Source organism: Duganella aquatilis, from assembly GCF_009674565.1.
Lineage (GTDB): Bacteria > Pseudomonadota > Gammaproteobacteria > Burkholderiales > Burkholderiaceae_D > Rugamonas > Rugamonas aquatilis.
Genome location: NZ_WKJL01000003.1, coordinates 1 through 24,758, shown reverse-complemented (window position 1 = coordinate 24,758; position 24,758 = coordinate 1). Strand labels below are relative to the sequence as shown.

The 24,758-nt window shown below is 64.7% G+C and carries 21 protein-coding genes and 1 pseudogene; 6 read left to right on the top strand and 16 right to left on the bottom strand.

Going from position 1 to position 24,758, the window contains the following annotated elements; translation table 11 throughout:
* Positions 1 to 24: 24 nt before the first annotated feature.
* The 10 genes from GJ698_RS06295 to wrbA all read right to left on the bottom strand — a co-directional run bounded on the left by GJ698_RS06295 (position 25) and on the right by wrbA (position 11,524).
* On the bottom strand, positions 25 to 1,545 hold the full coding sequence (locus GJ698_RS06295) for a DEAD/DEAH box helicase (protein ID WP_154356768.1): 1,521 nt from the start codon (positions 1,543 to 1,545) through the stop codon (positions 25 to 27).
* Positions 1,546 to 1,603: 58 nt separating this feature from the next.
* A complete protein-coding gene (locus tag GJ698_RS06290; RefSeq protein ID WP_154356767.1) occupies positions 1,604 to 2,689 on the bottom strand; it encodes a threonine aldolase family protein in 1,086 nt (361 codons plus the stop codon).
* A gap of 100 nt (positions 2,690 to 2,789) precedes the next feature.
* The gene (locus GJ698_RS06285) at positions 2,790 to 2,975 is read right to left on the bottom strand and encodes a hypothetical protein (RefSeq protein WP_154356766.1); all 186 of its coding nucleotides are present in this window, start codon (positions 2,973 to 2,975) and stop codon (positions 2,790 to 2,792) included.
* A 65-nt stretch (positions 2,976 to 3,040) separates the two neighbouring features.
* Positions 3,041 to 4,876, bottom strand: coding sequence for an ABC transporter transmembrane domain-containing protein (locus GJ698_RS06280; RefSeq protein ID WP_154356765.1), 1,836 nt, complete (start codon positions 4,874 to 4,876; stop codon positions 3,041 to 3,043).
* Between the two features lie 62 nt (positions 4,877 to 4,938).
* Positions 4,939 to 6,015 (bottom strand): lipocalin-like domain-containing protein, encoded by a 1,077-nt coding sequence (locus GJ698_RS06275; protein WP_154356764.1) that lies wholly within the window; start codon positions 6,013 to 6,015, stop codon positions 4,939 to 4,941.
* The gene (locus GJ698_RS06270; protein WP_154357036.1) at positions 6,015 to 8,567 is read right to left on the bottom strand and encodes an FtsX-like permease family protein; all 2,553 of its coding nucleotides are present in this window, start codon (positions 8,565 to 8,567) and stop codon (positions 6,015 to 6,017) included. The genes GJ698_RS06275 and GJ698_RS06270 overlap by 1 nt, the downstream gene beginning before the upstream one ends.
* A gap of 92 nt (positions 8,568 to 8,659) precedes the next feature.
* Entirely contained in the window at positions 8,660 to 9,091 is a 432-nt protein-coding gene (locus GJ698_RS06265) for a DUF4124 domain-containing protein (protein ID WP_154356763.1), read from the bottom strand.
* 11 nt (positions 9,092 to 9,102) lie between these two features.
* The gene (locus GJ698_RS06260; RefSeq protein ID WP_154356762.1) at positions 9,103 to 10,509 is read right to left on the bottom strand and encodes an FAD-binding oxidoreductase; all 1,407 of its coding nucleotides are present in this window, start codon (positions 10,507 to 10,509) and stop codon (positions 9,103 to 9,105) included.
* The gene (locus GJ698_RS06255) at positions 10,506 to 10,913 is read right to left on the bottom strand and encodes a DUF2069 domain-containing protein (protein ID WP_154356761.1); all 408 of its coding nucleotides are present in this window, start codon (positions 10,911 to 10,913) and stop codon (positions 10,506 to 10,508) included. The genes GJ698_RS06260 and GJ698_RS06255 overlap by 4 nt, the downstream gene beginning before the upstream one ends.
* A 5-nt stretch (positions 10,914 to 10,918) precedes the next feature.
* Positions 10,919 to 11,524: an NAD(P)H:quinone oxidoreductase gene (gene wrbA, locus GJ698_RS06250; protein ID WP_154356760.1), complete on the bottom strand. Its 606-nt coding sequence runs from the start codon at positions 11,522 to 11,524 to the stop codon at positions 10,919 to 10,921.
* Positions 11,525 to 11,588: 64 nt separating this feature from the next.
* On the opposite strand from wrbA, the gene GJ698_RS06245 reads away from it, so the two are divergent.
* Positions 11,589 to 12,965 carry a YihY family inner membrane protein gene (locus GJ698_RS06245; protein ID WP_154356759.1) on the top strand — a complete coding sequence of 459 codons (1,377 nt, stop codon included), beginning with the start codon at positions 11,589 to 11,591 and terminating at the stop codon, positions 12,963 to 12,965.
* On the opposite strand, the gene GJ698_RS06240 is transcribed toward GJ698_RS06245, so the two are convergent.
* Positions 12,949 to 13,656: an alpha/beta fold hydrolase gene (locus tag GJ698_RS06240; RefSeq protein WP_154356758.1), complete on the bottom strand. Its 708-nt coding sequence runs from the start codon at positions 13,654 to 13,656 to the stop codon at positions 12,949 to 12,951. The genes GJ698_RS06245 and GJ698_RS06240 overlap by 17 nt on opposite strands.
* 166 nt (positions 13,657 to 13,822) lie before the next feature.
* Here GJ698_RS06240 and GJ698_RS06235 point away from each other — a divergent pair, with 166 nt between their 5' ends.
* Positions 13,823 to 14,275 (top strand): CBS domain-containing protein, encoded by a 453-nt coding sequence (locus GJ698_RS06235; RefSeq protein ID WP_154356757.1) that lies wholly within the window; start codon positions 13,823 to 13,825, stop codon positions 14,273 to 14,275.
* A 93-nt stretch (positions 14,276 to 14,368) separates the two neighbouring features.
* Here GJ698_RS06235 and GJ698_RS06230 read toward each other — a convergent pair whose 3' ends face one another.
* On the bottom strand, positions 14,369 to 16,630 hold the full coding sequence (locus tag GJ698_RS06230; RefSeq protein WP_154356756.1) for a putative bifunctional diguanylate cyclase/phosphodiesterase: 2,262 nt from the start codon (positions 16,628 to 16,630) through the stop codon (positions 14,369 to 14,371).
* A gap of 251 nt (positions 16,631 to 16,881) precedes the next feature.
* On the opposite strand from GJ698_RS06230, the gene aroC reads away from it, so the two are divergent.
* The 4 genes from aroC (at position 16,882) to GJ698_RS06210 (ending at position 20,146) form a co-directional block, all read left to right on the top strand.
* On the top strand, positions 16,882 to 17,979 hold the full coding sequence (aroC, locus tag GJ698_RS06225; protein ID WP_154356755.1) for a chorismate synthase: 1,098 nt from the start codon (positions 16,882 to 16,884) through the stop codon (positions 17,977 to 17,979).
* The gene (locus GJ698_RS06220; RefSeq protein ID WP_371865156.1) at positions 17,980 to 19,131 is read left to right on the top strand and encodes an MFS transporter; all 1,152 of its coding nucleotides are present in this window, start codon (positions 17,980 to 17,982) and stop codon (positions 19,129 to 19,131) included.
* A gap of 131 nt (positions 19,132 to 19,262) precedes the next feature.
* A complete protein-coding gene (locus GJ698_RS06215; protein WP_154356754.1) occupies positions 19,263 to 19,697 on the top strand; it encodes a hypothetical protein in 435 nt (144 codons plus the stop codon).
* A complete protein-coding gene (locus GJ698_RS06210; RefSeq protein WP_154356753.1) occupies positions 19,673 to 20,146 on the top strand; it encodes a DUF4351 domain-containing protein in 474 nt (157 codons plus the stop codon). Before GJ698_RS06215 ends, GJ698_RS06210 begins: the two co-directional genes overlap by 25 nt.
* Here the strand turns inward: GJ698_RS06210 and GJ698_RS06205 are convergent.
* The 4 genes and pseudogenes from GJ698_RS06205 to GJ698_RS06190 all read right to left on the bottom strand — a co-directional run.
* The gene (locus GJ698_RS06205; protein ID WP_154356752.1) at positions 20,143 to 21,639 is read right to left on the bottom strand and encodes an HDOD domain-containing protein; all 1,497 of its coding nucleotides are present in this window, start codon (positions 21,637 to 21,639) and stop codon (positions 20,143 to 20,145) included. The genes GJ698_RS06210 and GJ698_RS06205 overlap by 4 nt on opposite strands.
* On the bottom strand, positions 21,636 to 23,306 hold the full coding sequence (locus tag GJ698_RS06200; RefSeq protein ID WP_154356751.1) for a putative bifunctional diguanylate cyclase/phosphodiesterase: 1,671 nt from the start codon (positions 23,304 to 23,306) through the stop codon (positions 21,636 to 21,638). Before GJ698_RS06200 ends, GJ698_RS06205 begins: the two co-directional genes overlap by 4 nt.
* 212 nt (positions 23,307 to 23,518) lie before the next feature.
* Positions 23,519 to 24,376, bottom strand: coding sequence for an enoyl-CoA hydratase/isomerase family protein (locus GJ698_RS06195; protein WP_154356750.1), 858 nt, complete (start codon positions 24,374 to 24,376; stop codon positions 23,519 to 23,521).
* Between the two features lie 2 nt (positions 24,377 to 24,378).
* A pseudogene (locus GJ698_RS06190) lies at positions 24,379 to 24,758 on the bottom strand (acetyl-CoA C-acyltransferase); the annotation flags it as partial.

The window sequence follows — 24,758 nt, the reverse complement described above, 5'->3', positions numbered from 1 at the left end:
TTAGCAGGGCGCTCGGACCTGGGTTCAGCGCGGGCCCGGCTTGGACCTGCGACCGGCCGGCTTGGCGGCGGCGCGGCCTTCGGTGCGGGCTTGCGACTTGGCGCCGCGTCCTGCGGTGACGACCACGGCGCCTTTCGGTGCCGCATTCGCGGGATTCCGGCCCTGGTTGCCGCGCGGGGAGACCGGGCCCTTATTCTGCACGCGTTCGCGGGCTGGCGGCTTGCCGCCTTTTTCCGGCGGCGTCCAGACGCCGAGCGATTCGCTGCCACCGGCCGGACGCGCTTCCATCCTGGATGGCGGCGGCGCCTTGGCCAGCGGCGGCGCGCCGGCAGGGCGCTTGGCCGCATTCGGCGCCGGGCCTTTGCGGGCAGGCGCCGGGGCGGCGCCCTTTGGCGCGGTCTCCGGCACGCGGTGGTCTGCCTCGAAGCCTGGTTCCTCGTAGCGAGGGATGACCTGGCGCGTCAGCGTTTCGATCTCCTTCAGCATATCCACTTCATCGGCGCAGACCAGCGACACCGCTTCACCGGCCATGCCCGCGCGGCCGGTACGGCCGATACGATGGATGTAATCCTCCGCCACCGATGGCAAATCAAAGTTCACCACCTGCGGCAGGGCTTCGATATCCAGGCCGCGCGCCGCCACGTCGGTGGCGATCAGCAGGCGCACTTCCTTGCGTTTGAAACGGTCCAGCGCGCGCAGACGGGCAGGCTGCGTCTTGTCGCCGTGGATGGCGTCTGCGGTCACGCCATGCTCGTGCAAGGTCTTGACCAGCGCTTCCGCGCCTTTACGCGTTTTGACGAACACCAGCGCCTGCACCCAACCGAGCTTGTTCAGCAGATGCAGGAACAGCTCCGGCTTGCGGCGCTTGTCGGTCGGGATCAGCCACTGCTTGACCGATTTGGTCGCCGTGTTGGCCGCCGCCACCTGGATCGATACCGGATCTTTCAGCATGCCCTTGGCCAGCTTGCGCACCTCGTCCGAGAACGTGGCCGAGAACATCAGGGTCTGGCGCTGCTTGGGCAAGGCTTCCAGCAGGATATCCAGATCGCGCTCGAAGCCCAGGTCCAGCATGCGGTCCGCCTCGTCCAGCACCAGCGTTCGCAGCAGCTCGAAGCTGATCACGCCCTGGTCGTGTAGGTCAATCAAGCGGCCCGGCGTCGCCACCAGCACGTCCAGGCCCTTGCGCAGCTTGGCGATTTGCGGCTCGATCGCCACGCCGCCGTAGGCCACGGCGCTGCGCAGCGGCAGGTTGCTGCCGTAGCTGCGGAAGCTTTCGTAGACCTGCTCGGCCAGTTCGCGCGTCGGCACCATCACCAGCGCGCGCACGCACTGCGGCGCGGTCGCGCCTTCCATCGTCAGGCGATGCAGGATCGGCAACGCAAAGCCGGCGGTCTTGCCGGTGCCGGTCTGCGCCGCGGCCATCACGTCGCGGCCCGCCAGCACGGCGGGAATGGCTTGCTTCTGGACCGGCGTGGGCTGCTTGTAGCCCAGCGCATCCAGCGTGCGCAGAAGAGGATCGATCAAGCCGAGTGATTGGAAGGTCATGGTGTGTTCAGTCAGACAAAGGGGCGCAGTGTAGCCGGTTTGCCCGGCGCATGCGGAATTAGTTGGCCAGCGCTTCCGACCACAAGGTCAGGATGTCGCGCACGCGCTGGTCCGGCAGGTTGAGCAGGTTGTCGCCAATGTACAGTTCCACCGAACTGCGGTCCGGCAGCGCCGCGTGGCTGGCGCCGTTGAACAGCCATACGCCGTGTTCCTCGGCGATGCTGCTGCGGATCTCCAGCGCGCGTTCGCGGCCCACCGGCAGGTGGATGTGCAGCATATTGGCGTGCGGCGCGGCGGGATTGGGCGTCAGCAGCGGATAGTCGCGCAGCACTTCATACAGCCACTGCGTGCGCTTGAAGTAGGCCGGCATTGCCGCCAGCCGGGTGTCGAACTGCATGGCCGCAGCCACCACATACGGCGTGCGCTGGTAGACGTTGCCGCCCTGACGACGATACCACTCCTGCGCCTTGGCGACGAAGGCCGCGCTACCGGCCAGCATGGCGCCGGCCATGCCGCCGATGCCTTTGTACAGCGAGACGTAGACGCTGTCGAAACCCGCCGCGATGTCGTTCACCGGCCGCGCGTAGGCCGCCGCCGTTTCCCACAGGCGCGCGCCGTCCATGTGCAGGTGGATGCCTTGCTCGCGGCAGTAGGCCTTGATGGCCGCCAGTTCGTCCCAGTTCGGGCACTGGCCGCCGATCTCGCGCGCCGGCAGTTCCAGCGTGGCCGCGCCAAGCCGGTCGGGAAGGGCTTTCAGTTCCTCCAGCGTCCATGGGCGCTGCGGATCGCCGATCTGCAGCGCCTGGAAATGGTCGAACAGCTGATGGTTGCCGCGTTCATGCTTCAGGATGTGCGACGTCGGATGCAGCGCCACCAGCTTGCTGCCGCGTTCCGCGCAGGCGATGCGCAGCGCCGTCGCTTGCGTCATGGTGCCGGTGATGCAGAAGACCGCCGCCTCGAAGCCCAGCAGGCGCGCGACTTTCTGCTCGAAATCCTGTATCAGCGCGCCATTGCCGTAGACGTCGTGCGTCACGCTGTGGGCTTCGCACCAATCGCCCATGGCCGTAAACAGCTCGGCGGGCGAGGCGGCGCGATGGCCCGGCAAGTGCGTGCGGCAACTGAGTTTTAATTCTGCGTCGGTCAAAACCTTCTCCTGAAAGGCAGAATGTTACCACTTCACTCTTGGCCGGCGCGGAAACCGGCCTTGCGGTAGTGCGCCTCGTAGTCCGCCGACAGGGTATCCATCATGCGATCCCAGAACAGGAAATACCAGCTGAAGTTATGATGACCGAGAAGACAGGGATCGTCCAACTGGTGATGGGCAGGATCAACAGGATCAACAGGATCAACAGGATCAACAGGATCAACAGGATCAACAAGCCGGCGCGCTGCAGATTGAACAGGATTCTGGGCAGCAGGTGGTCCAGCATGGCGTCTCCTTGGATCGGAGACGCCATCATAGAGTCGGTGGATACTGCCTGTGCTTGTAAAATGATCAATGTGCCACGTGGACGTTGTGGAACTGCAGCGCCGCCAGGTTGGCGTAGATGCCGCCCAGCGCCACCAGCGACGCGTGCGTGCCGGTTTCGACGATCTTGCCGTCTTCCATGACGATGATGCGGTCGGCGCGCTGCACGGTCGCCAGGCGGTGGGCGATGATGACGGTGGTGCGGCCGACCATTGCCGCTTCCAGCGCTTTTTGCACCAGGCGTTCCGATTCCGCGTCCAGCGCGCTGGTGGCTTCGTCGAGCAGCAGCAGCGGCGGATTTTTCAGCAGCGCGCGCGCGATGGCGATGCGCTGACGCTGTCCGCCGGACAGGCGCACGCCGCGCTCGCCCAGGAAGGACTGGTAGCCTTGCGGCAGACGTTCGATGAATTCGTGGGCGGCGGCCAGCTTGGCGGCGGCGATCACTTCCTCGTCGCTGGCGCCGGCGCGGCCGTAGCGGATATTTTCCATCGCGTTGGCCGAGAAGATCACCGTATCCTGCGGCACGATACCGATGGCGTCGCGCAGCGTGTGCAGATCGAGTTGCGTGATGTCGACGCCATCGAGCTTGATGCTGCCGCGCTGCGGGTCGTAGAAACGCAGGAACAGCTGGAACAGTGTGGTCTTGCCAGCGCCCGAAGGACCGACTACGGCGACGGTTTCACCAGGCTTGATGTCCAGCGAGACGTGATCCAGCGAGTTGGTTTCCGGACGCGATGGATAGGAGAAGATCACATCGTTCAGCGACAGGGCGGCGCCGTTGGCGGCACGCGGCGGCAGCGCCAGCGGCGTGGCCGGCGACTGGATCTTCGATTTCACCGACATCAGCTCCAGCAGGCGCTCGGTGGCGCCGGCGGCGCGTTGGGCTTCGCCCATCACTTCGGACAGCGCACCAATCGCGCCGGCCACGATGGAGGCATACAGAATGAACTGACCGAGATCGCCGCCGGTCATGTCGCCCGACAGCACGGCATGCGCGCCGAGCCACAGCACGAAGACGATGGCGCCGAACACCAGCACAATCGCCAGCATGGTCAACAGGGCGCGCGCGCGGATGCGGCGCATCGCGGTCTGGAACGCGCCTTCGACCGAGCCGCCGAAACGCTGCGACTCGATCTTTTCATGCGTGAAGGCCTGTACGGTCGGCATGGCGTTGAGGATTTCGCCGGCCATGGCGGAAGCGTCGGCCACGCGGTCCTGCGAATCGCGCGACAGCGTGCGCACACGGCGGCCGAACATCACGATCGGCAGCACGGTCAGGATCAGCAGGCCGATGATGATGGCCGATAGTTTGGGACTGGTCACGAACAGCATCACCAGGCCGCCGATAAACAGCAGCACGTTACGCAGCGCCATCGAGATGCTGGTGCCGACCACCGACTGGATCAGCGTGGTGTCGGTGGTGATGCGCGACAGGACTTCGCCGGTCTGCGTGGTCTCGAAGAATTCCGGGCTTTGCGTGACGACGTGTTGGTAAACCGCGCTGCGGATGTCGGCGGTAACGCGCTCGCCCAGCCACGACACGGTGTAGAAGCGCGCCGCCGTCGCCAGCGCCAGGATGGTGGCGAGTCCGAACAGCGCCAGGAACACCAGGTCCACGTGCTGGATGCTGCGCGTGCCCGATCCGCCGAAGCCCAGGTCGATCATCTGCTTGAAGGCGGCGGGAATCGCCAGCGTGGACGCGGCGGCCACCACCAGCGCCACGCCGGCCATGGCGAACTGGCGCTTGTACGGCGCCAGGAAAGGCACCAGCCCTCGCAAGGTGGCGAGGCTGCCTTTTTTGAGTTCACGGGATGCGTTCGGTGCAGCGGCGGAGGGCGTGCTGGCGGTGGTGCTATTGGTCATCGTGTGGCTGCGGTTACGTAAATGTACTTGTGGTGACGTTTGGTGCTGCTTAAATATTGTGCCTACAGTTTCATGGCGCTGACATAACCGGTCATTTCCAGATAGGCGCGGCCAACCGGCTTGCCGTCACGGTTCAGCGTGACCGCACCTTCCCAGTACACCGCGCCCGTGGACCGGCGCGAGTCCAGTTCCTGGTCGTCCTGCAGCGGCACCACGTCCCACACCATGCTGCCGGTGATGAGGCGGGTCGCAATGGGATACTCGGCATCGGTGCGCGGCGAACGCCACCGCCGTTGGGGAGCAAAGCTGACCTGGTCCGGCGTGAACTGCGTGATCTTACCGGATGCATCGCGCCATGTCGCGTGCGCCCATAGTTTAGCACCTGTCTTGCTTCTGACCTCGAAAGCCATCAATGTACCGCCGTCGGCCAGGTTGGCGCCGATCCAGTCCCAGCCCGTGGCCTCGGCGTCGAGGGCTTCGCTGGACCACTCGTGGTCCAGCCAGGCGACGCCGGCGACGCTTGTCTGCTTGCCAACGCGGGTAATGCTGCCGCTGACCTGCAGGTGCGGCTGGCTGTAGTAATAGCTGCTTTGCGCCGGGCGCGGCCCCTTGCGGGAGTAGCCATGGTCGCCTTGCAGCAGGTCCGGCTGCGAGGGCGCCAGTTTCAGATCGTATTTGAATTCCGGGCTGTCGACGTGGACGCTGTAGCTGCCGTCGGCGCCGCGCACCATGTGCCAGTCTTCCAGCTTGACGTTGGTGTCGCCGGTTCTGGCGTAGGACAGGCCGAAGCCTTCGCGCGCGCTGCGCTGGTCGTGCAGCAGCTTGCCGTTGGCCGGATCGGAGAGGGCGGCGTGGCCGATGATCAGCTGCTTGGGGGCGAACTGGCTGGGGTTGGCGCGGTCATGCGTGCTGGCGCTGCGGAAGAAGGTGACCTGGAAGCCAAGCGGCTTGCCGTCCGGCGTATTGAGCCAGCCGGTGACGTACCACCATTCGGTCTTGTAGTCGGGATGGGCACCGTAGTCCTTGGGGAAGGACAGGGTGGCGCCAGGCACCACGGCCGGGAACTGCGGTGCGGCGGCGCGGACTGGCACGGACAGCAGCAGCGCCAATACGACGGATGTGAACAACCGAACAAGCATTACCAGTCCTCCCGGACAGCGCGTATCGGTCCGCCGGACAGCGACTGGCGACCGGCCAGCAGCGCGGTGAGCGCGGCGGCGGTCAACAGCAGGCCGGCGACGCTGGCGAGCAGCGGCCATGGCATGTGCAGCTGCATGGTCCAGTGGAAGGACTGCGGGTTGACGACAAATACCAATATCAAACTGATCACCCATCCCAGCACAAAACCGGTGACGATGCCGAGCGCCGTCAGCGAGCCGCCTTCGATCGCCAGTATCGACAGCACCTGGCGGCGGGTCACGCCGACATGGCGCAGCATGCCGAATTCCTTGGCCCGCGCCAGCGTCTGCGCGGAGAAGGTGGCGGCCACGCCGAACAGGCCGATGACGATGGCGATCGCTTCCAGCAGGTAGGTGATGGCAAAGCTGCGATCGAACACTTTCATGCTCATGGCGCGAATTTGCGAGGGTTCGCTGGCGTCCAGCGCCGCCGCGAACGGCAGTTTTTTCAACGCGGCCAGCGTGTTTTCCGGTTTGGCGTCCGGCTTGAGCGTAAGGGCCACGGCGCTGGCCTGCTGTTCGCCGGTGATGGCGCGGTAGTCGCTCAGCCGCATCTGGATGGTGCCGGTAGGGCGTGCATAGTCGCGCCACACGCCGGCCACCTGGAAGGCGTGCAGGGCGCCGGCCAGCGGCAGTTCGATGCGCTGGCCGACCTGCATGCCGTATAAGTCGACCATCGCTTCGGATACCCATACCGGTGGCGATGAACCGGCGGCTGGCGCTTGCGTCTCGCCGACGATGGCCAGCGTGCGCGCCGGATTGGCCGCGTCCACGTTGCGCGCCATCAGCGTGACGGCCGGCCGCCCGGATGCGAGCGAGATCGAACGCGTGCGCAGGAAATCGGCGGTGGCGACGTCGGGCAATGCGGCCAGCGTCGCCTGTTCTGAAGGCTGCAGGCCGGCCGTGGCGCCGCCGCTGGCGGTGCTGACGTAGATATCGGCCGGCAGTATGTGCAGCAGCCAGTCGTCCAGCGACACGCGGAAGCTGGTGACCATGATGGCCATGGCGACCATCAGGCTGAAGCTCGACAGCACGCCGCCGAGCGCGATGCCGGCCTGGCTCGATGCGTTGGCGAGACGGGACAACGTCAGCGTGACGACCGCGGAGGCGCCCGGTTTGTCGGCAGTGGCGGCGCTCCAGTGCCGGAACGCGAAGCGGAACACGATGGCGGCCAGGCGCGGCATCAGACCGATGGCGCCGATCAGCAGCAGGGCGATGGACAGGTAGCCGAACAGCGGCAGTTCGAATATCGGCGGGGCTTGCGACAGCAGCGCGGCTAGCACCATGCACACCAGCGAAGGCCAGGCGCGCGACAGGCGCGACATGGCCGCTTCCTCGGTGCCGGATTTGAGTGCGACCGCCGGCTTGGCGCGGGCGGCGTCCAGCGCCGGAGCGGCGCAGCCCAGCAGTGCGACCGCCACGCCCAATGCGAAGTAGATGGCGGCGGCCACCGGCGTGAAGTGCACTTGTGGACGCACGCCGGAGAAGAATCCGGCGCCGAGGTCCGCGCCCATGAAGTGCAGCGCGGCGGCGGCCAGTCCGTAGCCGGCGGCGATGCCGATGGCGGAACCGGCGATGCCGAGGCACAGGCCCTCAACCAGGATTTGGCGCAGCAGGCGGTGGCGGTCCAGGCCCAGCACGCGCAGCAGCGCGAACTGGCTGCGGCGGCGGATCACCGACAGCGCCTGCGTGGAGAACACCAGGAAGGCGCCGGTGAACAGCGCCACCAGCGCCAGCACGGTGAGGTTGACGCGGTAGGCGCGGCTCATGCCTTCGTTGCTGCTGTTCTGTTCTTCGTCGTTGGGCTGGTTGATGCGGAAACGGCCCGGATACCGGCTTTGCAGGTCTTTTTCCAGCCGGGCTTTGAAGACTTCGCGGTTCACGCCGTCGCGCAGTTTGAGGTCGATGCGTGACAGTTGGCCGAGTTTTTCAAAGCGCCATTGCGCGGCGCCGATGTCCATCACGGCGATGCGCTGGCCGGCACGGGCGCTGGGCAACGCGCCGGCCACGCGCAGCTTCAACTGGCCGGTGCCGACTTGCAGCGTGACCAGGCCGGCGGCCGGTTGCAGCCATTGCTGGGCGGCGGGCGAGAGGAACAGCGTGTCGTCGGCCAGGGTGGCGTTGATGTCGTCGTTGGCCGGAACGCCGATCAGGTCCGGCGTGATGTAGCCAGCGCGGAAGGCGTCGGTGCCGATGATCTTGAGGGCGGTGCGCTGGCCGGGGACGGAGGCCTCGAATTCCAGCACGGGCGAGGCGACCACCACGCCGTCGCGTTGGGCCAGTTGCGGGTAGATGGCTTCGTCGAAGAACGGTTCGGTGCCGCGTACCTGGATGTCGGCGACGCCGGACAGGCCTTTGACGGCGGCCGAGAATTCGTTGAAGGCGGCGGCGTTGATCAGGTGGATGGCGAAGCCGAGCGAGATGCCGACCGCGATGGCGGCAATCGCCACCAATGCCCGCACCGGATGCGCGCGCCATTCGCCGAGCAGCAGCCAGCGTGACAGCCGGCGCATCGACGCGGCCGGCGCAGCTGCCGGATGGGCGCCAGCCGCGCGGGTTGCGGCGTTGGCGGGCGAGTTTTCGGCAGGCTGGTTGTGATCGGACATCAGTGCGGACACTCCAGCGCCATGGTCTCGCCGGCGCGGCGCGCGCGCAGGCGTGCGGCTTCGGTGGCCTGGCCGGTGGCGCGGCGGGCGTCTTCGTCGGCCCAGCGCTTGTTCAGTTTGAGCTTGTCGCACTTCTTGCGCTGGACGGCGGCGGCTTGCGAAGCGCGCGCGGCATCGCGTTCTTCACGGTCCTCGCGTTTGAGCCGCGCTTTCTCAAGGTTGTCCGCCTGTTTTTGCTGGCGTCGCAGCGTACCGGCAGCGGCAGGGTCGCGCGACGGCGCGGACGGCGCCTGCAGCGTCGCCGCGCTGGCGCCCGCGGGACATGGCGTATCGCTGTAACTGACCTTGCCGTCCACGGTACATTTGTAGACGGTTTGCGCGTAGGCAGCCAGCGTGGCCGCCCACATCACGACAACAATCAGCAGTTTCATTTCAGCCTCGGTCAAAGGATTTTCCCGGGATTCATGATACCGAGTGGATCCAATGCCGCTTTGATGGCTCGCATCATATTCAGCTCTACCGCCGATTTGTAGTGCGCCAGCTCGCCGCGCTTCAACGCGCCAATGCCGTGTTCAGCGGAAATCGAGCCGCCGAACGACACCACGCTGTCATGCACCACGCGATTGACCTTGTCCTGATTGGCCAGGAAGTCCTCGTTCGAGATGCCCGCCGGCGGCGCCACGTTGTAATGCAGGTTGCCGTCGCCCAGGTGGCCGAAACACACCAGCTGACAGCCCGGGAAAGCCGCATCCAGCTGCGGCCCGGTGACGGCGATGAAATCCGCAATCCGCGACACCGGCAGCGAAATATCGTGCTTGATGTTCTTGCCGGCCTTGGCCTGCGCCAGCGGGATATGCTCGCGCAACTGCCACAGCCCGGCCGATTGCGCCACCGACGTCGCCACCACCGCATCGTTGATCACGCCGCGCTCCAGCGCCGCGCCGATCGCATGTTCCAGCAGCCCGACCGCATGCTGCTCCGATTCGCTGCTGCTCAATTCCAGAAGCACGTACTGCGGATGCGGCGCGGCGAAAGGCTTGGGCAGTTGCGGGAACTGTTCCGCCACCAGTTCCAGACAATAGCGCGACATCAGCTCGAAGCCGGTCAGGCTGGAACCGCAATGATCCTGCATCAGCACCAGCAATTGCAGCGCGTCGGCGGGCGAGGGCAGCGCCGCCAGCGCGGTGATGCTGGCCTTCGGCAGCGGATACAGCTTGAGCACCGCGCCGGTGATGACGCCCAGCGTGCCCTCCGCGCCGATGAACAGATCGCGCAGATCGTAGCCGGTGTTGTCCTTGCGCAGACCGCGCAAGCCGCTCCAGATCTCGCCCTGCGGCGTGACCACTTCCAGCCCGAGGCACAGTTCGCGGGTATTCCCGTAGCGCAGAACCGCCGTGCCGCCGGCGTTGGTGGACAGGTTGCCGCCGATGGTGCAACTGCCTTCCGCAGCCAGCGACAGCGGGAACAAACAGCCCTCGGCCGCAGCCGCTTCCTGGATCTGCTGAAGAATGCAGCCCGCATCCACCGTCATGGTGCGGTTGACCGGATCGACCTGGCGGATGCTGTTCAGCCGCGCCAGCGACAGCACCACCTGCGCGCCGCTGGCATCCGGCACGCTGCCGAGCACCAGCCCCGTATTGCCGCCTTGCGGCACCAGCGCCACGCGGTGTTCGGCGCAGGCGCGCACCAGCGCCGCCACTTGCTGCACCGAGCCGGGACGCAGCACGGCCAGCGCCTTGCCGGTAAACCGTCCGCGCCAGTCGGTGAGGAAGGGTGCCATGTCGGCCGGCGCATCGAGCACATAGGCATCGCCGAGGATGCCGCGGCATTGCGTGAGGAATTCCATCATTTGACCGTGTTGACCTTTACCTTGTCCAGCAGCTCCTTGGCCAGCTTGCGCGCCGCGCGCTTGTACGGACGCAGATACAGCAATGCGCAGACAAAGTAGATGCAGACCACCAGCGCCTCGCCCCAGGCCAGCGCCGACGACAGGCCGCCGGTGTCGCTCCAGCCGCGCACCACGCCTTCGGTGAAGTACAGCAGGATCATCATCGAGGTCCACTGCAGCGTGTAGATATCGCGCTTCCAGACGCCGTATAGCGGCAGCAGCAGCGGCGCGGCCTTCAGCACCAGCCAGGAACCGCCCGGTTTCAGCGGCGCCAGCACCATCTCCCACAACACACACAAGATTATCAACGCCACCAGGCTGCCGATCGCGCCCCAGTGAAAATACTTTTGCATTGTGGTTTCCATGGCGTCTATCCGTTAAGTTTGACTGCTGTTTCGGCCAAGCGCTTGCCTAATGCGATGGCCAGGCGTTTCTCATCCTCGGTGATGACCTTTTTGCCATCGAGGCCGGACCAGTGGCTGGCGCCGTAGGGCGTGCCGCCGCTGGAAGTGGTCATCAGTTCCGGATTGGTGTAGGGCAGGCCGAGCACCATCAGGCCGTGATGGAACAGCGGGATCATCATCGACAGCAGCGTCGACTCCTGGCCGCCGTGCAGGCTGCCGGTCGAGGTGAACACGCAGGCCGGCTTGCCCGCCAGCGCGCCGGACAGCCACTGGCTGGCCGTGCCGTCCCAGAAATACTTCATGGCCGAGGCCATATTGCCGAAGCGGGTCGGCGAGCCGACCGCGATGCCGCCGCACTCCGTCAGGTCGTCCAGTTCCACGTAGGGCGCGCCGTCGGCCGGCACGTCCGGCTCGGTGGCTTCGGCCACGGTGGACACCGCCGGCACCGTACGCAGGCGCGCGTCGCAGCCCGGCACGCTCTCGATACCCTGGGCGATCAGCTCCGCCAATTTGCGGGTTGCGCCATGGCGGGAGTAAAACAGTACAAGAATAGTCAGATTAGGATGGTTCATCAGCGGTATTATAGGGCGCTTTAGCGGATGGCATCATTGTCACCGTTGTAATACGATAGCGTCCATGTACCAAAAATATCTCCGTCCTTTTTATCTGTACCTGTTCCGCACCTGCCGTGGCGGCATCAAGACCGTGCGTTCGCTGTCCTGGCCCGAGGTGCGCGACCTGATTCTGTTCGCGCGCCGCCGGCTGCGCGAGGAGAGTTTGCCGCAGGTGGCCGGCAGCCTGACCTTCACCACCGTGTTTGCGCTGGTGCCGCTGCTGACGATCGCCCTGGCGATCTTCACCACCTTCCCGATGTTCAACACCTTCCGCAGTTCGCTGGAGGCGTACTTCGTGCAAAGCGTGATGCCGAAGACGATTTCCAGCACCATCCTCAATTACCTGACGATGTTCGCCTCCAAGGCCACGCGGCTGTCGGCGGTGGGCGCGGTGGCGCTGATCTTCACCTCGATCGCGATGATGAACCTGATCGAGCGGGTGTTCAACCGCATCTGGCAGGTGCGCGGCCAGCGCGCGTGGACGCGGCGTATCCTGGTCTACTGGGCGCTGATCACGCTTGGGCCGCTGCTGATCGGCGTGTCGCTGACGTTGTCGTCGCAGGTGTTCATGGCGACCACTGACCTGATGAGCCAAGTGCCTATCCTCGGCGCGCTGATTTATACGGCGGTGTCGCTGGCGCTGAGCATGGCCACCTTCACGCTGCTGTACGTGGTGGTGCCGAACCGCGACGTCGACTGGCACGACGCGGCCTGGGGCGGCCTGGTGGCCGGCCTGGCGTTCGAGGTGGCCAAGCGTGGTTTCGCGGTGTTCATTACACAGTTTCCGACGTATTCCAAGATTTATGGCGCACTGGCGGCCTTGCCGCTGTTCCTGTTATGGATTTATGTATCGTGGATGATCACCCTGTTCGGCGCCTTGCTGACGGCCGCGCTGCCGGTGGTGAAGTACGAGCGCTGGTGGCACGAGGCGCAGCCGGGCGGCGAGTTTGTCGACGCCATGGCGATCCTGCGGGTGCTGCACGTGGCGTCCAAGTGCGGCGACACGGCGCTGGTCAGCGCGGTGCAGATCCGCGAGCGCACGCGCCTGGGCTTCGATGAAATGGACACGCTGCTGGAACGCATGGTGGCGGAAGGCTGGGTCGGACGGGTGCCGGTGGCCGCGCCGCCGCGCGTCCAGTGGGGCAAGCGGGTGAGCGATGGCGCCGACAACTGGGTCATTCTCGCCAATCCGAAAAAATTGACGCTGGCCGATGTCTACCGCCTGTTCGTGTTTGCCGGCATGCCGGTCAACGCCGGCGTGGTGGCCGACGGCGACGATGAACTCGACCTGCAGGCTGCCCGCGAAGCCGCCTCGCTGGCGCGCGAAGTGGAAACCGCCGTCGAAGCAGGCCTGGGCAAGACCCTGGCCGACCACTTCGGCCCTATCGACTGCCGATAAACGCGGCCAGCGCCTCGCTGACCGCGTCCGGCTGCTCGGCCATCATCGCGTGGCCGGCTTCCAGCATCACGCTTTGTGCTTGCGGCATGGCGGCGGTGAGCAGGCGCGCGGCCTTCGGCGGCGTCATGACGTCGGCCGCGCCGAAGATGAACAGGGCGGGGCAGCGCACCGTTTGCGCTGCCGCGTCGCCGTGGTCATAGGCGTTGCAGGCGGCGAGGTCGGTGTACAGCAGATTCGCGCCCGCCATGCGCCGCATCAGCTGGCGCAGCGTCTCGGTGTCCGCATAGCCAGGCGTGTGCGACCACTTGGTGACCATGTCGATGGCGCGCATTTCGTCGTTGCGCGCGGTGTCCAGCAGCGCATCGGCCACCTTCATCGGGAACGCGCAGCCCAGCAGCGCCAGGTGCGAGACGCGCTGCGGCGCCTTGGCGGCCGCCTCCAGCGCGATCAGTGACCCCATGCTGTGGCCGACCAGCGCCGCCTGCGGTATCCCGGCCGCGTCCAGCGCCGCCAGCAGCCAGTCGGCCATGGCGGCGACGCTGGCGAGGGCCGGCCCCGGCGTGGCGCCGTGTCCCGGCAGGTCGAGCGTGAGCACCGGGTAGTCGCGCTGCGCAAGGTGGTGGCGCTGCGCCGACCATACCGAATGGTCGTTCAGCGCGCCGTGGATGAAAACCACTGTGGGCCTGGGCATGTCTGTCTCCTGTTTTTTGCAGCTATCCTACAGTAAGACAATAATGTTATGTTTTGCTTATCCGAAGCGCTGGCTTTTTTACCGGGCATAGGCTACATTCGGACAAGGCTAAGAAAAACTAGAACTCCCATTCACAGAGCGCATATCAGCGAACAGGACGGCCACCATGAAAGTCTCCGAAATTCTGCAAGTTAAAGGTTCCATCCTTTACACCATCTCCCCCGATCAACCCCTGGCGGATGCCGCCAACACCATGGCCGAGAAAGACATCGGTTCGCTGGTCGTCATGGAATTTGGCGACTTGGTGGGCATGCTGACTTTCCGCGAGGTGCTGCGCGCGCTGCACGACAACCAGGGCACGGTGGGCGCCGGCACGGTGCGCAAGCACATGGACGACGCCCCGATCACCGTGACGCCGGACACGGAAGTCAATGAGGTGCGCCGCATCATGCTGGAAAAGCACGCGCGCTACCTGCCGGTGATGAACGCCAAGACCATCCTCGGCGTGATTTCCTTCTATGACGTGGCGCGCGCGGTGCTGGAAGCGCAAAGCTTCGAGAACCGCATGCTGAAGGCCTATATCCGCGACTGGCCTGCGGAAGCCGAAGCCGCTGACTAAACCCAAACCGGGGTCAGTGCCGACATTCGGACACGGGCTCAACCGTTAGCGGTTGAGCCCGTGTCCGAATGTCGGCACTGACCCCGGTTTTTATTAAGCGGCGCCCTCCAGGGCGTCGTTGCTGAGCCAGCCGCTGAGGGCGGTGGCCGTCATCGGCCGGGCGAACAGGAAGCCCTGCGCCAGCGGGCAGCCCAGCGATTGCAGGATCTGCGCCTGGCGTTCGTCTTCCACACCTTCCGCAATCACCGCCAGGCCCAGGTTGCGACCCAGCTGGATCACCATTTCCGCAATGCTGCTGCCGCGCGCCGAGCCGGTAATTTCGGTGACGAAGGCGCGGTCGATCTTCAGGCGGTCGATCTGCAGGCGCTGCAAATACGACAGCGACGAGAAACCGGTGCCGAAATCGTCGATGGCGATGCTGACGCCGGTCTGCTTGATCTGGCCCAGCATCTTGATCAGCAGGTCCGGCTCTTCCATCGCCATCGATTCGGTGATTTCCAGCTCGATGTTCTGCGGCGGCGCGCCGGTGTCTTCCAGCGCGCGCTTCAACATTTCCAGGAACAGCGGATGGCGGAACTGCACCTGCGAGACATTAATCGACATCATGAAGTCATGGTGGCCGGCCTTACGCAGGTCCACCAGCTCGCGGCAGGCGGTGCGCATCACCCATTCGCCCAGGTCGATAATCAGGCCGGAATACTCGGCGATCGGGATGAAACGGTCCGGCGAGATGAACTTGCCGTCCGGCGTCTGCCAGCGCAGCAGCGCCTCGGCGCCGACCGGCCGCCGCGTGGCCAGGTCGATCTGTGGCTGGTACACCACGAACAGCTGGTTCTGGCCGAAGGCCGTGCGCAGCGCGTGCATCATGCGCACCCGTTCGCGGATTTCCACGCCCATCGAGCGCGAGAAGTAGAAGTGGCCGGCGCGCTGCTGCGACTTGGCGCGTTTCAGCGCGATGTCGGCGTCTTTCAGCGCATCGGCGCCGCTGCCTTCGTGTTCGTTCAGGCGCACCAGGCCCAGCGTGGCGGACAGCTGCACGTCCTGGCCGTCGATGCTGAAGGCGCGCTGGAACAACGCCAGGATGTTGCCGGGATTGACCTGCATCGAATCGCCCAGCACGCAGAAGATGTCGCCGCCGATGCGGGCCACCGTGACACTGTCGCCCAGCTCGGTTTGCAGGCGGCCGGCGACGGCGATCAGCAGCATGTCGCCGAACTGGTGGCCGAGGGCGTCATTGGTTTCGGCAAAGTGGTCGAGGTCGACCAGCGACAGGGTGGCGTCGTCGCGCGCCGGACCGGCGATGGTGGCGTCGAGGATTTCCACCAGCCGCGTGCGGTTCGGCAGCTTGGACAGCTGGTCGTAGAAGGCGGCGTTATGCAGGTGCGTGACCAGCTCGACGTTGTCCAGGCCGACAGCAACATTGCTGCAGAACACTTCCAGCAGGCGCTCGTCGATCTCGGTCGGCGCTTTTTTGACTTCCAGGAAAGCGACGAAGTCGCGGCTGGCCTTGCCGGCAAAGTACAGCGTGATGAAATCCGGGCCGTAGACATTGCGACGCTGCGCCAGCGCCAGTTCCAGCGCCTCGTGGATGCGCTGGTCCTCGCGCACCGTCAGCGTGATGTTGCTCAAGTGGCGGAAAGTGCCGGCGGTGGCCATCACCATCAGCTCGTGGCAGCCGTCGTCCGGGCATTCCTGCACGCACAGCACGCCGTTGGCTTCGCAGCCCAGCAGGTCGCCGATCTGCGACAGCACGCCGGCGGCGAAGTTCTGCACGCCGTGCAAGGTCATCAGCTGGGTGCTGGCGTGGACGATCTGGTTCAGGCCGCGCCGGCTGTCGTTGATCTTGCGGATCTGCTCGTAGGAGCGGATCGCCGCCGTCACCGTGGTGAACAGCTTGATGCGGGTCAGCTCCGACTTGGTTTTGTAATCGTTGATGTCGAAATCGCGGATGGCGTCGATTTCCGGCGCATAGCCGGGCTGGCCGGTGCGCAGGATGATGCGCACGTCGTGCAGCTTCAGCGTTTCGCGGATGTAGCGCACCAGATGCAGGCCGGCATCGTCCTGTTCCATCACCACATCCAGCAGGATGACGGCGATTTCCGGCTCGTGCTTGAGCAATTCGCGCGCCTGCCCGGCCGAATAGGCGTGCACAAACTCCAGCGGGCGATGCTGCATGTCGAGGTTACCGAGCGCAAAGGTGGTGGTCGAGTGGACGTCTTCGTCGTCGTCGATAATCATGACCCGCCAGACATTGCGTGCGCCCGTCGAAACAGGCGCGGCCGGATGCTCTTCTAAGAATACCAAATCGTCTTGATCATCCTTGGATTGCTCAAGGGGTGTGACCGGTGGGGGCATGTGTAGCTTCTCCAAGTACTCGGTGTTCTTGCGTTCAAGTATATAGCGAATTGTCAAAAAGAATGCGGTTTTCCGGCGCTTTCAGGCGTGGCTTGCGCGCTGATGTGCAAGTTGCACCATACTTGTATCAAAAGAATGATATTTTACCAAGCGAAACTTGCCTTGTGGAAATTATTATTGAGGCGGCCCGTCACGGGGCGTCGGCTGGTAGAATGAGGGACTTTCCCCATTTTTCCGAAGATTCTTTTCCTATGTCCGGTAATACTTTTGGCAAATTGTTCTCAGTAACTACTTTTGGTGAGTCGCACGGTCCCGCGATTGGTTGTGTGATCGATGGTTGCCCACCAGGTTTGCCGTTGTCCGAAGCCGACATTCAGCCGGAACTGGATCGCCGCAAGCCGGGCACCTCGCGTCACGTGACGCAGCGCCAGGAGTCGGATACGGTGGAGATCTTGTCGGGCGTGTACCAGGGTGTCACCACCGGCACGCCGATCGCGTTGCTGATTCGCAATGAGGACCAGCGCAGCAAGGATTACGGCAACATCGCCGAAAGCTTCCGTCCTGGTCATGCAGATTACACCTATTGGCATAAATATGGCGTCCGCGATCCGCGCGGCGGCGGCCGTTCGTCGGCCCGTTTGACGGCGCCGGTGGTCGGCGCGGCAGCCATCGCCAAGAAGTGGCTGCATCAGCAGTACGGCACGGTATTCAAGGGCTGCATGAGCCAGTTGGGCGAGATCGCGGTGCCGTTCCAGGACTGGGCGCACGTGCCGGACAATCCGTTCTTCGCCGCCACCGGCGATGCCGCCGTCATCGAACGCATGGAAGCGTATATGGACGAGCTGCGCAAGGCCGGCGATTCGATCGGCGCGCGCATCGACGTCGTGGCGCAGAATATCCCGGTGGGCCTGGGCCAGCCGATTTACGACAAGCTGGATGCCGATATCGCTTACGCCATGATGGGCATTAACGCCGTTAAGGGCGTCGAGATCGGCGCCGGGTTCAAATCGGTGGCGCAGAAGGGCACCGAACATGGCGATCCGCTGACGCCGCAGGGCTTCGTCGGCAACAACGCCGGCGGCGTGTTGGGCGGCATTTCGACCGGCCAGGACATCACGGTATCGATCGCCATCAAGCCGACGTCGTCGATCCGCACGCCGCGTCCTTCGATCGACAAGGACGGCAATCCGGTGATGGTGGAGACGTTCGGCCGCCACGATCCGTGCGTGGGCATCCGCGCCACGCCGATCGCCGAGGCGATGCTGGCGCTGGTGCTGATCGACCACGCGCTGATGCACCGCGCGCAGTGCGGCGACGTCAAGGTATCCACTCCCAACATCGAACTGTAAGTGCCGGCGCAGGCTTTCAGCTTCGCCTTATTCCTGTTCTGCTACTACGCACACGCCGGCACCTGGAGCACTTACGCGACGCTGTTCTTTGCCGATAAGGGCATGACGGTCGCGCAGATCGGCGTGCTGATGTCGATGATCCAGGTGTTGCGCATCGTCGGTCCGAATGTCTGGGGCTACGTGGCGGATCATTACGACCGCCGCGTGCTGGTGCTGCGCGCGGCAGGTTTTGCGGCGCTGGCGGGCTTCTCCGGTTTTTTCTTTGGTGCGACCTTTGGCCACTTCATGCTGGCCATGGTGATTCTCAATCTGTTCACCAGCGGCCAAGCGCCGATCTGCGAAGCGCTGATGCTGTCCGAGATGAAGGGCGATCTGACCTATTATGGCCGGATTCGCATGTGGGGTTCGATCGGCTTCATTGTGTCGGTGTCGGTGGCGTCGATCGCGCTGGAGCGCTACGGCATCGTGACGCTGCCCTGGGTGGCGGTCGGGCTGCTGGTGGCGACCATCCTGGCCGCGTTCCGGCTGCACGATGTGCCTCGCCGCACGCACCGCGATCCGCCGCCGCCTTTGCTGTCGCTGCTGCGCCGGCGCGAGGTGATCGCCTTCTTTGCTTCGACCGCGCTGATGGTGTCGGCGCATGCTTCGCTGTATACCTTCTATTCGCTGTACCTGGAACGCAGCGGCTATAGCAAGACCGTGATCGGCGCCATGTGGTCGTTGGGTGTGCTGGCCGAAGTGATGCTGTTCTACTTTCAGGCGCCGCTGTTCAGGCGCTGGGGTGCGATGCGCATGATGTATCTGGCGCTGGGCGTGGCCGTGGTGCGCTTCCTGATGATAGGCGCCGGCTCGCATCAGCTTTGGCTGCTGATCGTGGCGCAGCTGATGCATGCGGCGACCTTTGCGCTGCACCATTCGTCGTCGGTGATGTCGTTGCAGCGCTGGTTCTCCGGGCCGTTGCAGGCGCGCGGGCAGGCGCTGTACATGAGCATTTCGTATGGCATCGGCGGCTCGCTGGGCGGCCTGTTCCTGGCGCAATGGTGGGAGCGGGCGGGCGCGGAATCGGTGTACTTTGTGGCGGCGGCGCTGGTATCCCTGTCCGCCGTGGCGGCGACCTTGTCGTTCCGCTGGCAGCGCAACGACGGCCATTGATCAGAAATTTGCAGTACCTCATATGACGGGGCAGGGCGTCGCCGTAGACTGGGCGAATGCCGCCGCCCACACCGCCCGCCCGTTATGATTCGCCCTGGAAAAGCGCAGTGACGCATGCATTTCGCGACTTCATGACCTTCTTCTTCGGCGAGATTGCGACGCAGATCGATTGGTCCAAACGCCCGCGCTTTCGGGATAAGGAGCTGGCAGGAATCGGCTTTGGCGATTCTCCTGGCGGTTTGGTGGCGGACAAGCTGGTTGAAGTGTCGCTGCGCGACGGCGGCGTGCAATGGGTGCTGATCCACATCGAAGTCCAGGCGCAGCGCGATGGTTCGCTGGCGCGGCGTGTGCTCGACTATAACTACCGTATTTTTGCTGAGTATAAACAGCCGGTTGCCAGTCTGGTGTTGTTGGCCGATGATGATCCTGTTTGGCGCCCGCAAGCTTTTCACAACAGCTTGCTGGGCACGGTGATGGGGATTTCGTTTGCTGCCGCCAAGCTGCTGGATTATGCCAGCCAGATCGACGCGATGCGGATGAGTTGTATGCCGCCAAGTGGCAACTGACCAAGCTACTGTACCAACATGGTTGGCGCAAGCAGCGCATAATTGTTTTGTTCAAAGTGATTAACTGGATGATGGTTTTGCCTGCATCACACCAGCAACGCTATTGGCAGGCGGTTCTCCAGTTGGAAAAGGAGCGCAAAATGGAATGGATTAGCCCGTTGGAGCAGTCGTTCATCGACAAGGGATGGGAACGAGGATTGAAGAAAGGTCTGACGCAAGGACTGGAAAAAGGCATTGAAAAAGGTTTGGAAAGAGGTCTGGAGCAAGGCCGCCGGGAAGGGGCGGCGCTGTTGCTGGAGCGCCTGTTGTTACAGCGTTTCGGGCCGCTGCCGCAAACGACGCGGAGGAGGTTGGCGAAAGCCAGCGTGGAGCAACTCGGCGCCTGGAGCGATGCGCTGGCGGAGGCGCAATCGCTCAGGCAGGTTTTTGCGCCGCAGGCGCGCGCTTAGCGCGCTACCGCTTCCGGCGTTACCCCATGCCGGCGCTCGACGGCGCGCACCACCATCGCCCGCATGTCGTTCAGCAGCGAAAACTCGGTCTGGCTCAGCTGGATCGGCGGGAAAGACTCATCCCAGTCGCCATACAGGAAACCAGCCGGCTGGCCGTTGGCCGACAGCGGCAGGATGACAAAGCTGCGCGCTTCGGCCAGCGAACTGCGCCACCACAGCGGCAGCTTGGCCGAGAACTTGGCGTCGTGCGCGTTCTCGATGAAGATCACGCGGTCGCTGTTCAAGGCGGCGTGGAACACATTCGGTTCGTAGGCGTCGTCGAAAGCCATCGATGGCAGCAGCTCCCTGGTGCCTTCGCCGAAGCTGATCTTGGCCGCGTACTTGTTGTCCTTGCGGTTGCGGACAAACGCCACCGCGCGCGAAAAGTCCAGGCCCTTGTACACCGTCTCCAGCGCGATCTGCACCATCTGGCCGGGACTGGCCGTATCCAGCACGTCGCGCATGTCGGACAGGCCGCTGAGCAGGATCTTGTTGCCGGCGGCGCGCTGGCGCGTCTTGGCCAGCGCCTTGGCGCGGCGCTCGGCGGGGCGCGACAACGGCGCGATCGACAGGTCGTTGGCGGCGATCACCTTGGCCTGCTCGATGGCGTGCGCCAGATTCGACGGCTCCACGCCCAGCATGGCGGAATAGCTCTCGGTCAGCTGCTTGACCTTTTCGGCGCCCTCGGCGTCGTCATGCCACAGCGATTCCGCGCAGCGCGCCGCCATGGTCGACAGTGCGGCGATCCAGTCGGACTCCGAAATCTCGGCGCCCGGTTCGGCCGGCGCCAGCGTGCGCATGCCGTTCAGCAGCGCCTTCGGCAAGCCCCAGTGCATGGCGGCGGCATGGCCGACTTCTTCCAGGCTGAGACCCAGCAGCTCCGGCGCCGCTTCCTCCACCGTGCGCGAGGTCTGGTCGGCCAGGCGCTGCAGCTCGTGCCAGCGCTCCGGCATGTAATAGGTCAGCATCATGCGGCCCAGCGTGTGCAGCATCGAGCACACCACGGCTTCCTCGCCGTGGCGGCTTTCAGCGGTGTAGGCGATCTGCTGCGCCACCAGTCCGGCCAGCACCGCCTTTTCCATTTCCACGTGGGCGATGGTGGTGTCGTTCGATGTGGCGGCCAGTTCCTCGATCAGCTTCAGGCCCAGCGCCAGATGGCCGATCGCCTCGGTGCCCAGCACCAGCACCGCTTTCGACACCGTGTTCACATGCTGGCCGAAGGCCGAGTACATGCCGCTGTTGGCCAGCCGCAGCACCTTCTGCGTCAGCACCGGATCGGACAGCACGGTGCGCGTCATGTTGAATTCCTGCTCGTCTTCGCCGCGCATGGCGCCGAGGATGGCGGTGATGGCCTTGGCGAAGCCCGGCATGTCGCCGCGCCGGCGCGTGCAGTCGCCCAGTTCCGTCAGCGTCTTGTTGCCCAGCGCGGTGGCGGCCTTGTAGCTGTTGATCATTGGCTCACCTGTCGCAGGTCCGCCGGCACCATCTTGGCGTGGATGCTTTCTTTCAGCGCCGCCAGCGCCACGTTGGCCGCCATCGGCTTGCCGGTCAGGTAGCCCTGGATGTACTGGCAGCCGCGTTCTTCGAGATACTGCATCTGTTCCTCGGTTTCCACGCCTTCCGCCACCACGGACAGGTCCAGGTGCTTGGCCAGGTCCAGCACGGCGTTGCAGATGGCGCCATCCTTCTGCGAACCGGGCAGGTCGCGGATAAAGGTGCGGTCGATCTTCAGGACCGAAATCGGGAAGCGCTTCAGGTAAGCGAGGGAGGAATAGCCGGTGCCGAAATCGTCAATCGCGATGCGCGCCTTGCGTTCGGCCATTTTGGACAGGATGGACTCGGCGTGGACCGGGTCGATCATCAGTGTGCCTTCTGTGATTTCTAGTACCAATTGCTCACCAAGCAGGCCGGAAAAGGCGATCGCATCATCCAGCACATCCAAGAATTTATCGTTGCGGAACTGTCGGGGGCTGATATTAACAGAGATGTACAGGCTGCGCTTGGCCACCTCTTCGAACTGCTTGAGCTGCACGCAGGCCGCCTTCAGCGCCCAGGCGCCCAACAGGTTGATCAGGCCATTGGTCTCGGCGATCGGGATAAAGCGCGCCGGCGGCACCATGCCCAGCGTCGGATGCTTCCAGCGCATCAGCGTTTCGAAGCCCTGGATCTCGCGCGTGTGGGCGTCGACGATCGGCTGGTAGTACAGCAGGAATTCGCCTTCGCGCACGGCCTGGAACATCGCCGCCTCCAGCGAGATGTCGTGCTGCGGCGGGCCGGCCAGCGCGCTGCTGTAGACCAGCGCGCGCGCCTTGCCGGTTTCCTTGGCGCGCGACATGGCGGCGTCGGCCAGCGCCAGCAGGCGGATGTCGTCCTCGCCGTGCTGCGGGTAGACCGAGACGCCGACCGAGGCGCCGACATAAATGGTGTGCGAGTCGATTTCAAACGGCGATTGCAGCGTGGCGATCAGGCGCCCGGTCACCAGCTTGATCTGCGCTTCGGTCGCGGTGCCGGGCAGGATGGCGACGAACTCGTCGCCGCCGACGCGGGCCAGGGTGTCGCTGTCGCGCAGGGTCTTGCGCAGGCGCTGGGCGGCGGTGCGCAGCAGGGCGTCGCCGATCGGATGGCCGAGGCCGTCATTGACTTTCTTGAAACCGTCCAGGCCGATGGTGGCCACCGAGAAGCCCTGGCCGGAACGGCGCGCGTTGGCGATCACCATGCGCATGCGGTCCGACAGCAGCAGGCGGTTTGGCAGTTCCGTCAAAGCGTCGTGCGTGGCCATGTGGCGCAGGCGTTCTTCCGTGGCGTGCTGCACCGTCATGTCGCGGCCGACCACCAGCAGCTCGGGCGTGTCGTCGGCATTGGCGTAGCAGGAGATGCGCAGTTCGTGCCAGATTTCGATGTCGGGCGTTTTCAGGCGCGCTTCGAGCAGGCGCGGTGCGCGCGTCTCCAGCACGGCGGCCAGTACCGGCGCCAGCTGGGCATGGTCGGCATCCGCCAGCAGGTTGGCCAATGCAGTGCCGGCCAGCGCGGCGCCGCCCACACGGGCGTTGGCGCGTTGGCTGGCAAACAGCAGTTGGCCGAGCGGATTCAAACGGAAAACAACATCGCCAGCCTCTTCCATGAGGTTATCCAATTCATGACGCGGCTGGGGCAGAACACTGGTTGGCATCGCGAAAATCTATTCTTTCAATTTATGCACGTAACAATCTGGTGGCTCGGATCTTGCAAAACCAGAACGCAATGTATCACTGATGCCAGTGAAATTACATGAAAAAAGACAACATCTCAGCGACTTTTACAGAAAACGCTTGAGTTCGGTCGAAAAACCGCGCGTTAGAGAAGAAAGCCGCTCTTGCGCAGAACCGGATTGATAGCGGTTTGACAAAAATATCGGCTCTCAATGAGCAGCGCATTATCGAAATCCACCTGCAGGCCCTCGACCATGGCGCAGAGGATGGCCTCGGCGGCCGGATGGGGGCCGCCGGCGCGTTCGCGGACACGGGCCGGTGCCTGTTGCAGCAGGGCGCGCAGCGGTGCGCTGTCCAGTTCACCGCCCGGCAGGCGGTAGTTTTTTGCCTGCCAGGGCTGCATGACGGCGCCGTTGTCCTGGGCAGTCGCGACCAGCCGCGCCAGCTCGGACTCGCTGGCGGCAACGGCGTGCAGCAGGCCCGCCTGCCGCACCTGCTCGGCGCTCAGGACCGCGCCTTCCAGCAGCAGCGGCATGGCGGCCCGCAAACCCGCCAGCCGCGCGGTGCGGGCGATTTCGCCGGCGGCCGGCGCCAGTCCCAGCTGTACCTGCGGCAGGCTGAAGCGCGCGTCGTTCAGGCCGATGCGGTGATGGCAGGCCAGCGCCAGGCCGAAGGCATGGCCGCTGACCTCGCCGGCCAGCGCGGCGATCACCGGCATGCCCAGGCCTTCCAGCCGGCGCAGCAGCGCATTGTAGGCGTCCAGCATGTGCATGCAGTCGGCGGCCTGGGCAGACGTCAGCGCCATCAGGTGTTCCAGTTCGTGGCTGGTAGCGCCCGGCTCGGCGTCGAAGCTGATGATGACGGCGCTGAGCTTGCTGCGGCGGACTTCCAGCTTTTCCAGCAGCGTCGCCAGTTCGCGCTGGAATAAACGACTCAGCGGATTGATGGCGCGCGCCGCCAGCAGCGCGGTGAGGGCGCCGCCGTTCTGGTGGGTGCTGATCATGTTCACATCCGTTCCACCACGGTGGCGATGCCCATGCCACCACCGACGCTCATCGCCACCACGCCGCGGCGCAGGCGACGTTCCTCCAGCTCGTCCAGCAGCGCGCCGAGCAGCATGCAGCCGGTGGCGCCCAGCGGATGGCCCAGCGCGATGGCGCCGCCGTTGACGTTGGCCTTGTCCTCCGGAATATGCAGCGCGCGCAGGCAGTGCAGCACGACGGCGGCAAAGGCTTCGTTGACTTCAAACAGGTCGATCTCGTTGATGGACAGCGCGGCTTTCTTCAGCGCCTTGCGGATGGCGGCGGCCGGCGCGGCCAGCATCAGCGTCGGATCGCTGCCGGTGACGGCGGCCGCCACGATGCGCGCGCGCGGCTCGATGCCCA

What these genes read in the sequence shown, in the direction of transcription:
- GJ698_RS06230 (WP_154356756.1), bottom strand. Translation starts at nt 16,630, where the DNA reads ATGCCCCCACCGGTCACACCCCTTGAGCAATCCAAGGATGATCAAGAC.
- GJ698_RS06205 (WP_154356752.1), bottom strand. Translation starts at nt 21,639, where the DNA reads ATGATCAACAGCTACAAGGCCGCCACCGCGCTGGGCAACAAGACGCTG.
- GJ698_RS06200 (WP_154356751.1), bottom strand. Translation starts at nt 23,306, where the DNA reads ATGGAAGAGGCTGGCGATGTTGTTTTCCGTTTGAATCCGCTCGGCCAA.
- aroC (WP_154356755.1), top strand. Translation starts at nt 16,882, where the DNA reads ATGTCCGGTAATACTTTTGGCAAATTGTTCTCAGTAACTACTTTTGGT.
- wrbA (WP_154356760.1), bottom strand. Translation starts at nt 11,524, where the DNA reads ATGAACCATCCTAATCTGACTATTCTTGTACTGTTTTACTCCCGCCAT.
- GJ698_RS06275 (WP_154356764.1), bottom strand. Translation starts at nt 6,015, where the DNA reads ATGCTTGTTCGGTTGTTCACATCCGTCGTATTGGCGCTGCTGCTGTCC.
- GJ698_RS06285 (WP_154356766.1), bottom strand. Translation starts at nt 2,975, where the DNA reads ATGCTGGACCACCTGCTGCCCAGAATCCTGTTCAATCTGCAGCGCGCC.
- GJ698_RS06255 (WP_154356761.1), bottom strand. Translation starts at nt 10,913, where the DNA reads ATGGAAACCACAATGCAAAAGTATTTTCACTGGGGCGCGATCGGCAGC.
- GJ698_RS06295 (WP_154356768.1), bottom strand. Translation starts at nt 1,545, where the DNA reads ATGACCTTCCAATCACTCGGCTTGATCGATCCTCTTCTGCGCACGCTG.
- GJ698_RS06235 (WP_154356757.1), top strand. Translation starts at nt 13,823, where the DNA reads ATGAAAGTCTCCGAAATTCTGCAAGTTAAAGGTTCCATCCTTTACACC.
- GJ698_RS06265 (WP_154356763.1), bottom strand. Translation starts at nt 9,091, where the DNA reads ATGAAACTGCTGATTGTTGTCGTGATGTGGGCGGCCACGCTGGCTGCC.
- GJ698_RS06280 (WP_154356765.1), bottom strand. Translation starts at nt 4,876, where the DNA reads ATGACCAATAGCACCACCGCCAGCACGCCCTCCGCCGCTGCACCGAAC.
- GJ698_RS06240 (WP_154356758.1), bottom strand. Translation starts at nt 13,656, where the DNA reads ATGCCCAGGCCCACAGTGGTTTTCATCCACGGCGCGCTGAACGACCAT.
- GJ698_RS06270 (WP_154357036.1), bottom strand. Translation starts at nt 8,567, where the DNA reads ATGCGCCGGCTGTCACGCTGGCTGCTGCTCGGCGAATGGCGCGCGCAT.
- GJ698_RS06245 (WP_154356759.1), top strand. Translation starts at nt 11,589, where the DNA reads ATGTACCAAAAATATCTCCGTCCTTTTTATCTGTACCTGTTCCGCACC.
- GJ698_RS06215 (WP_154356754.1), top strand. Translation starts at nt 19,263, where the DNA reads ATGACCTTCTTCTTCGGCGAGATTGCGACGCAGATCGATTGGTCCAAA.
- GJ698_RS06260 (WP_154356762.1), bottom strand. Translation starts at nt 10,509, where the DNA reads ATGATGGAATTCCTCACGCAATGCCGCGGCATCCTCGGCGATGCCTAT.
- GJ698_RS06195 (WP_154356750.1), bottom strand. Translation starts at nt 24,376, where the DNA reads ATGATCAGCACCCACCAGAACGGCGGCGCCCTCACCGCGCTGCTGGCG.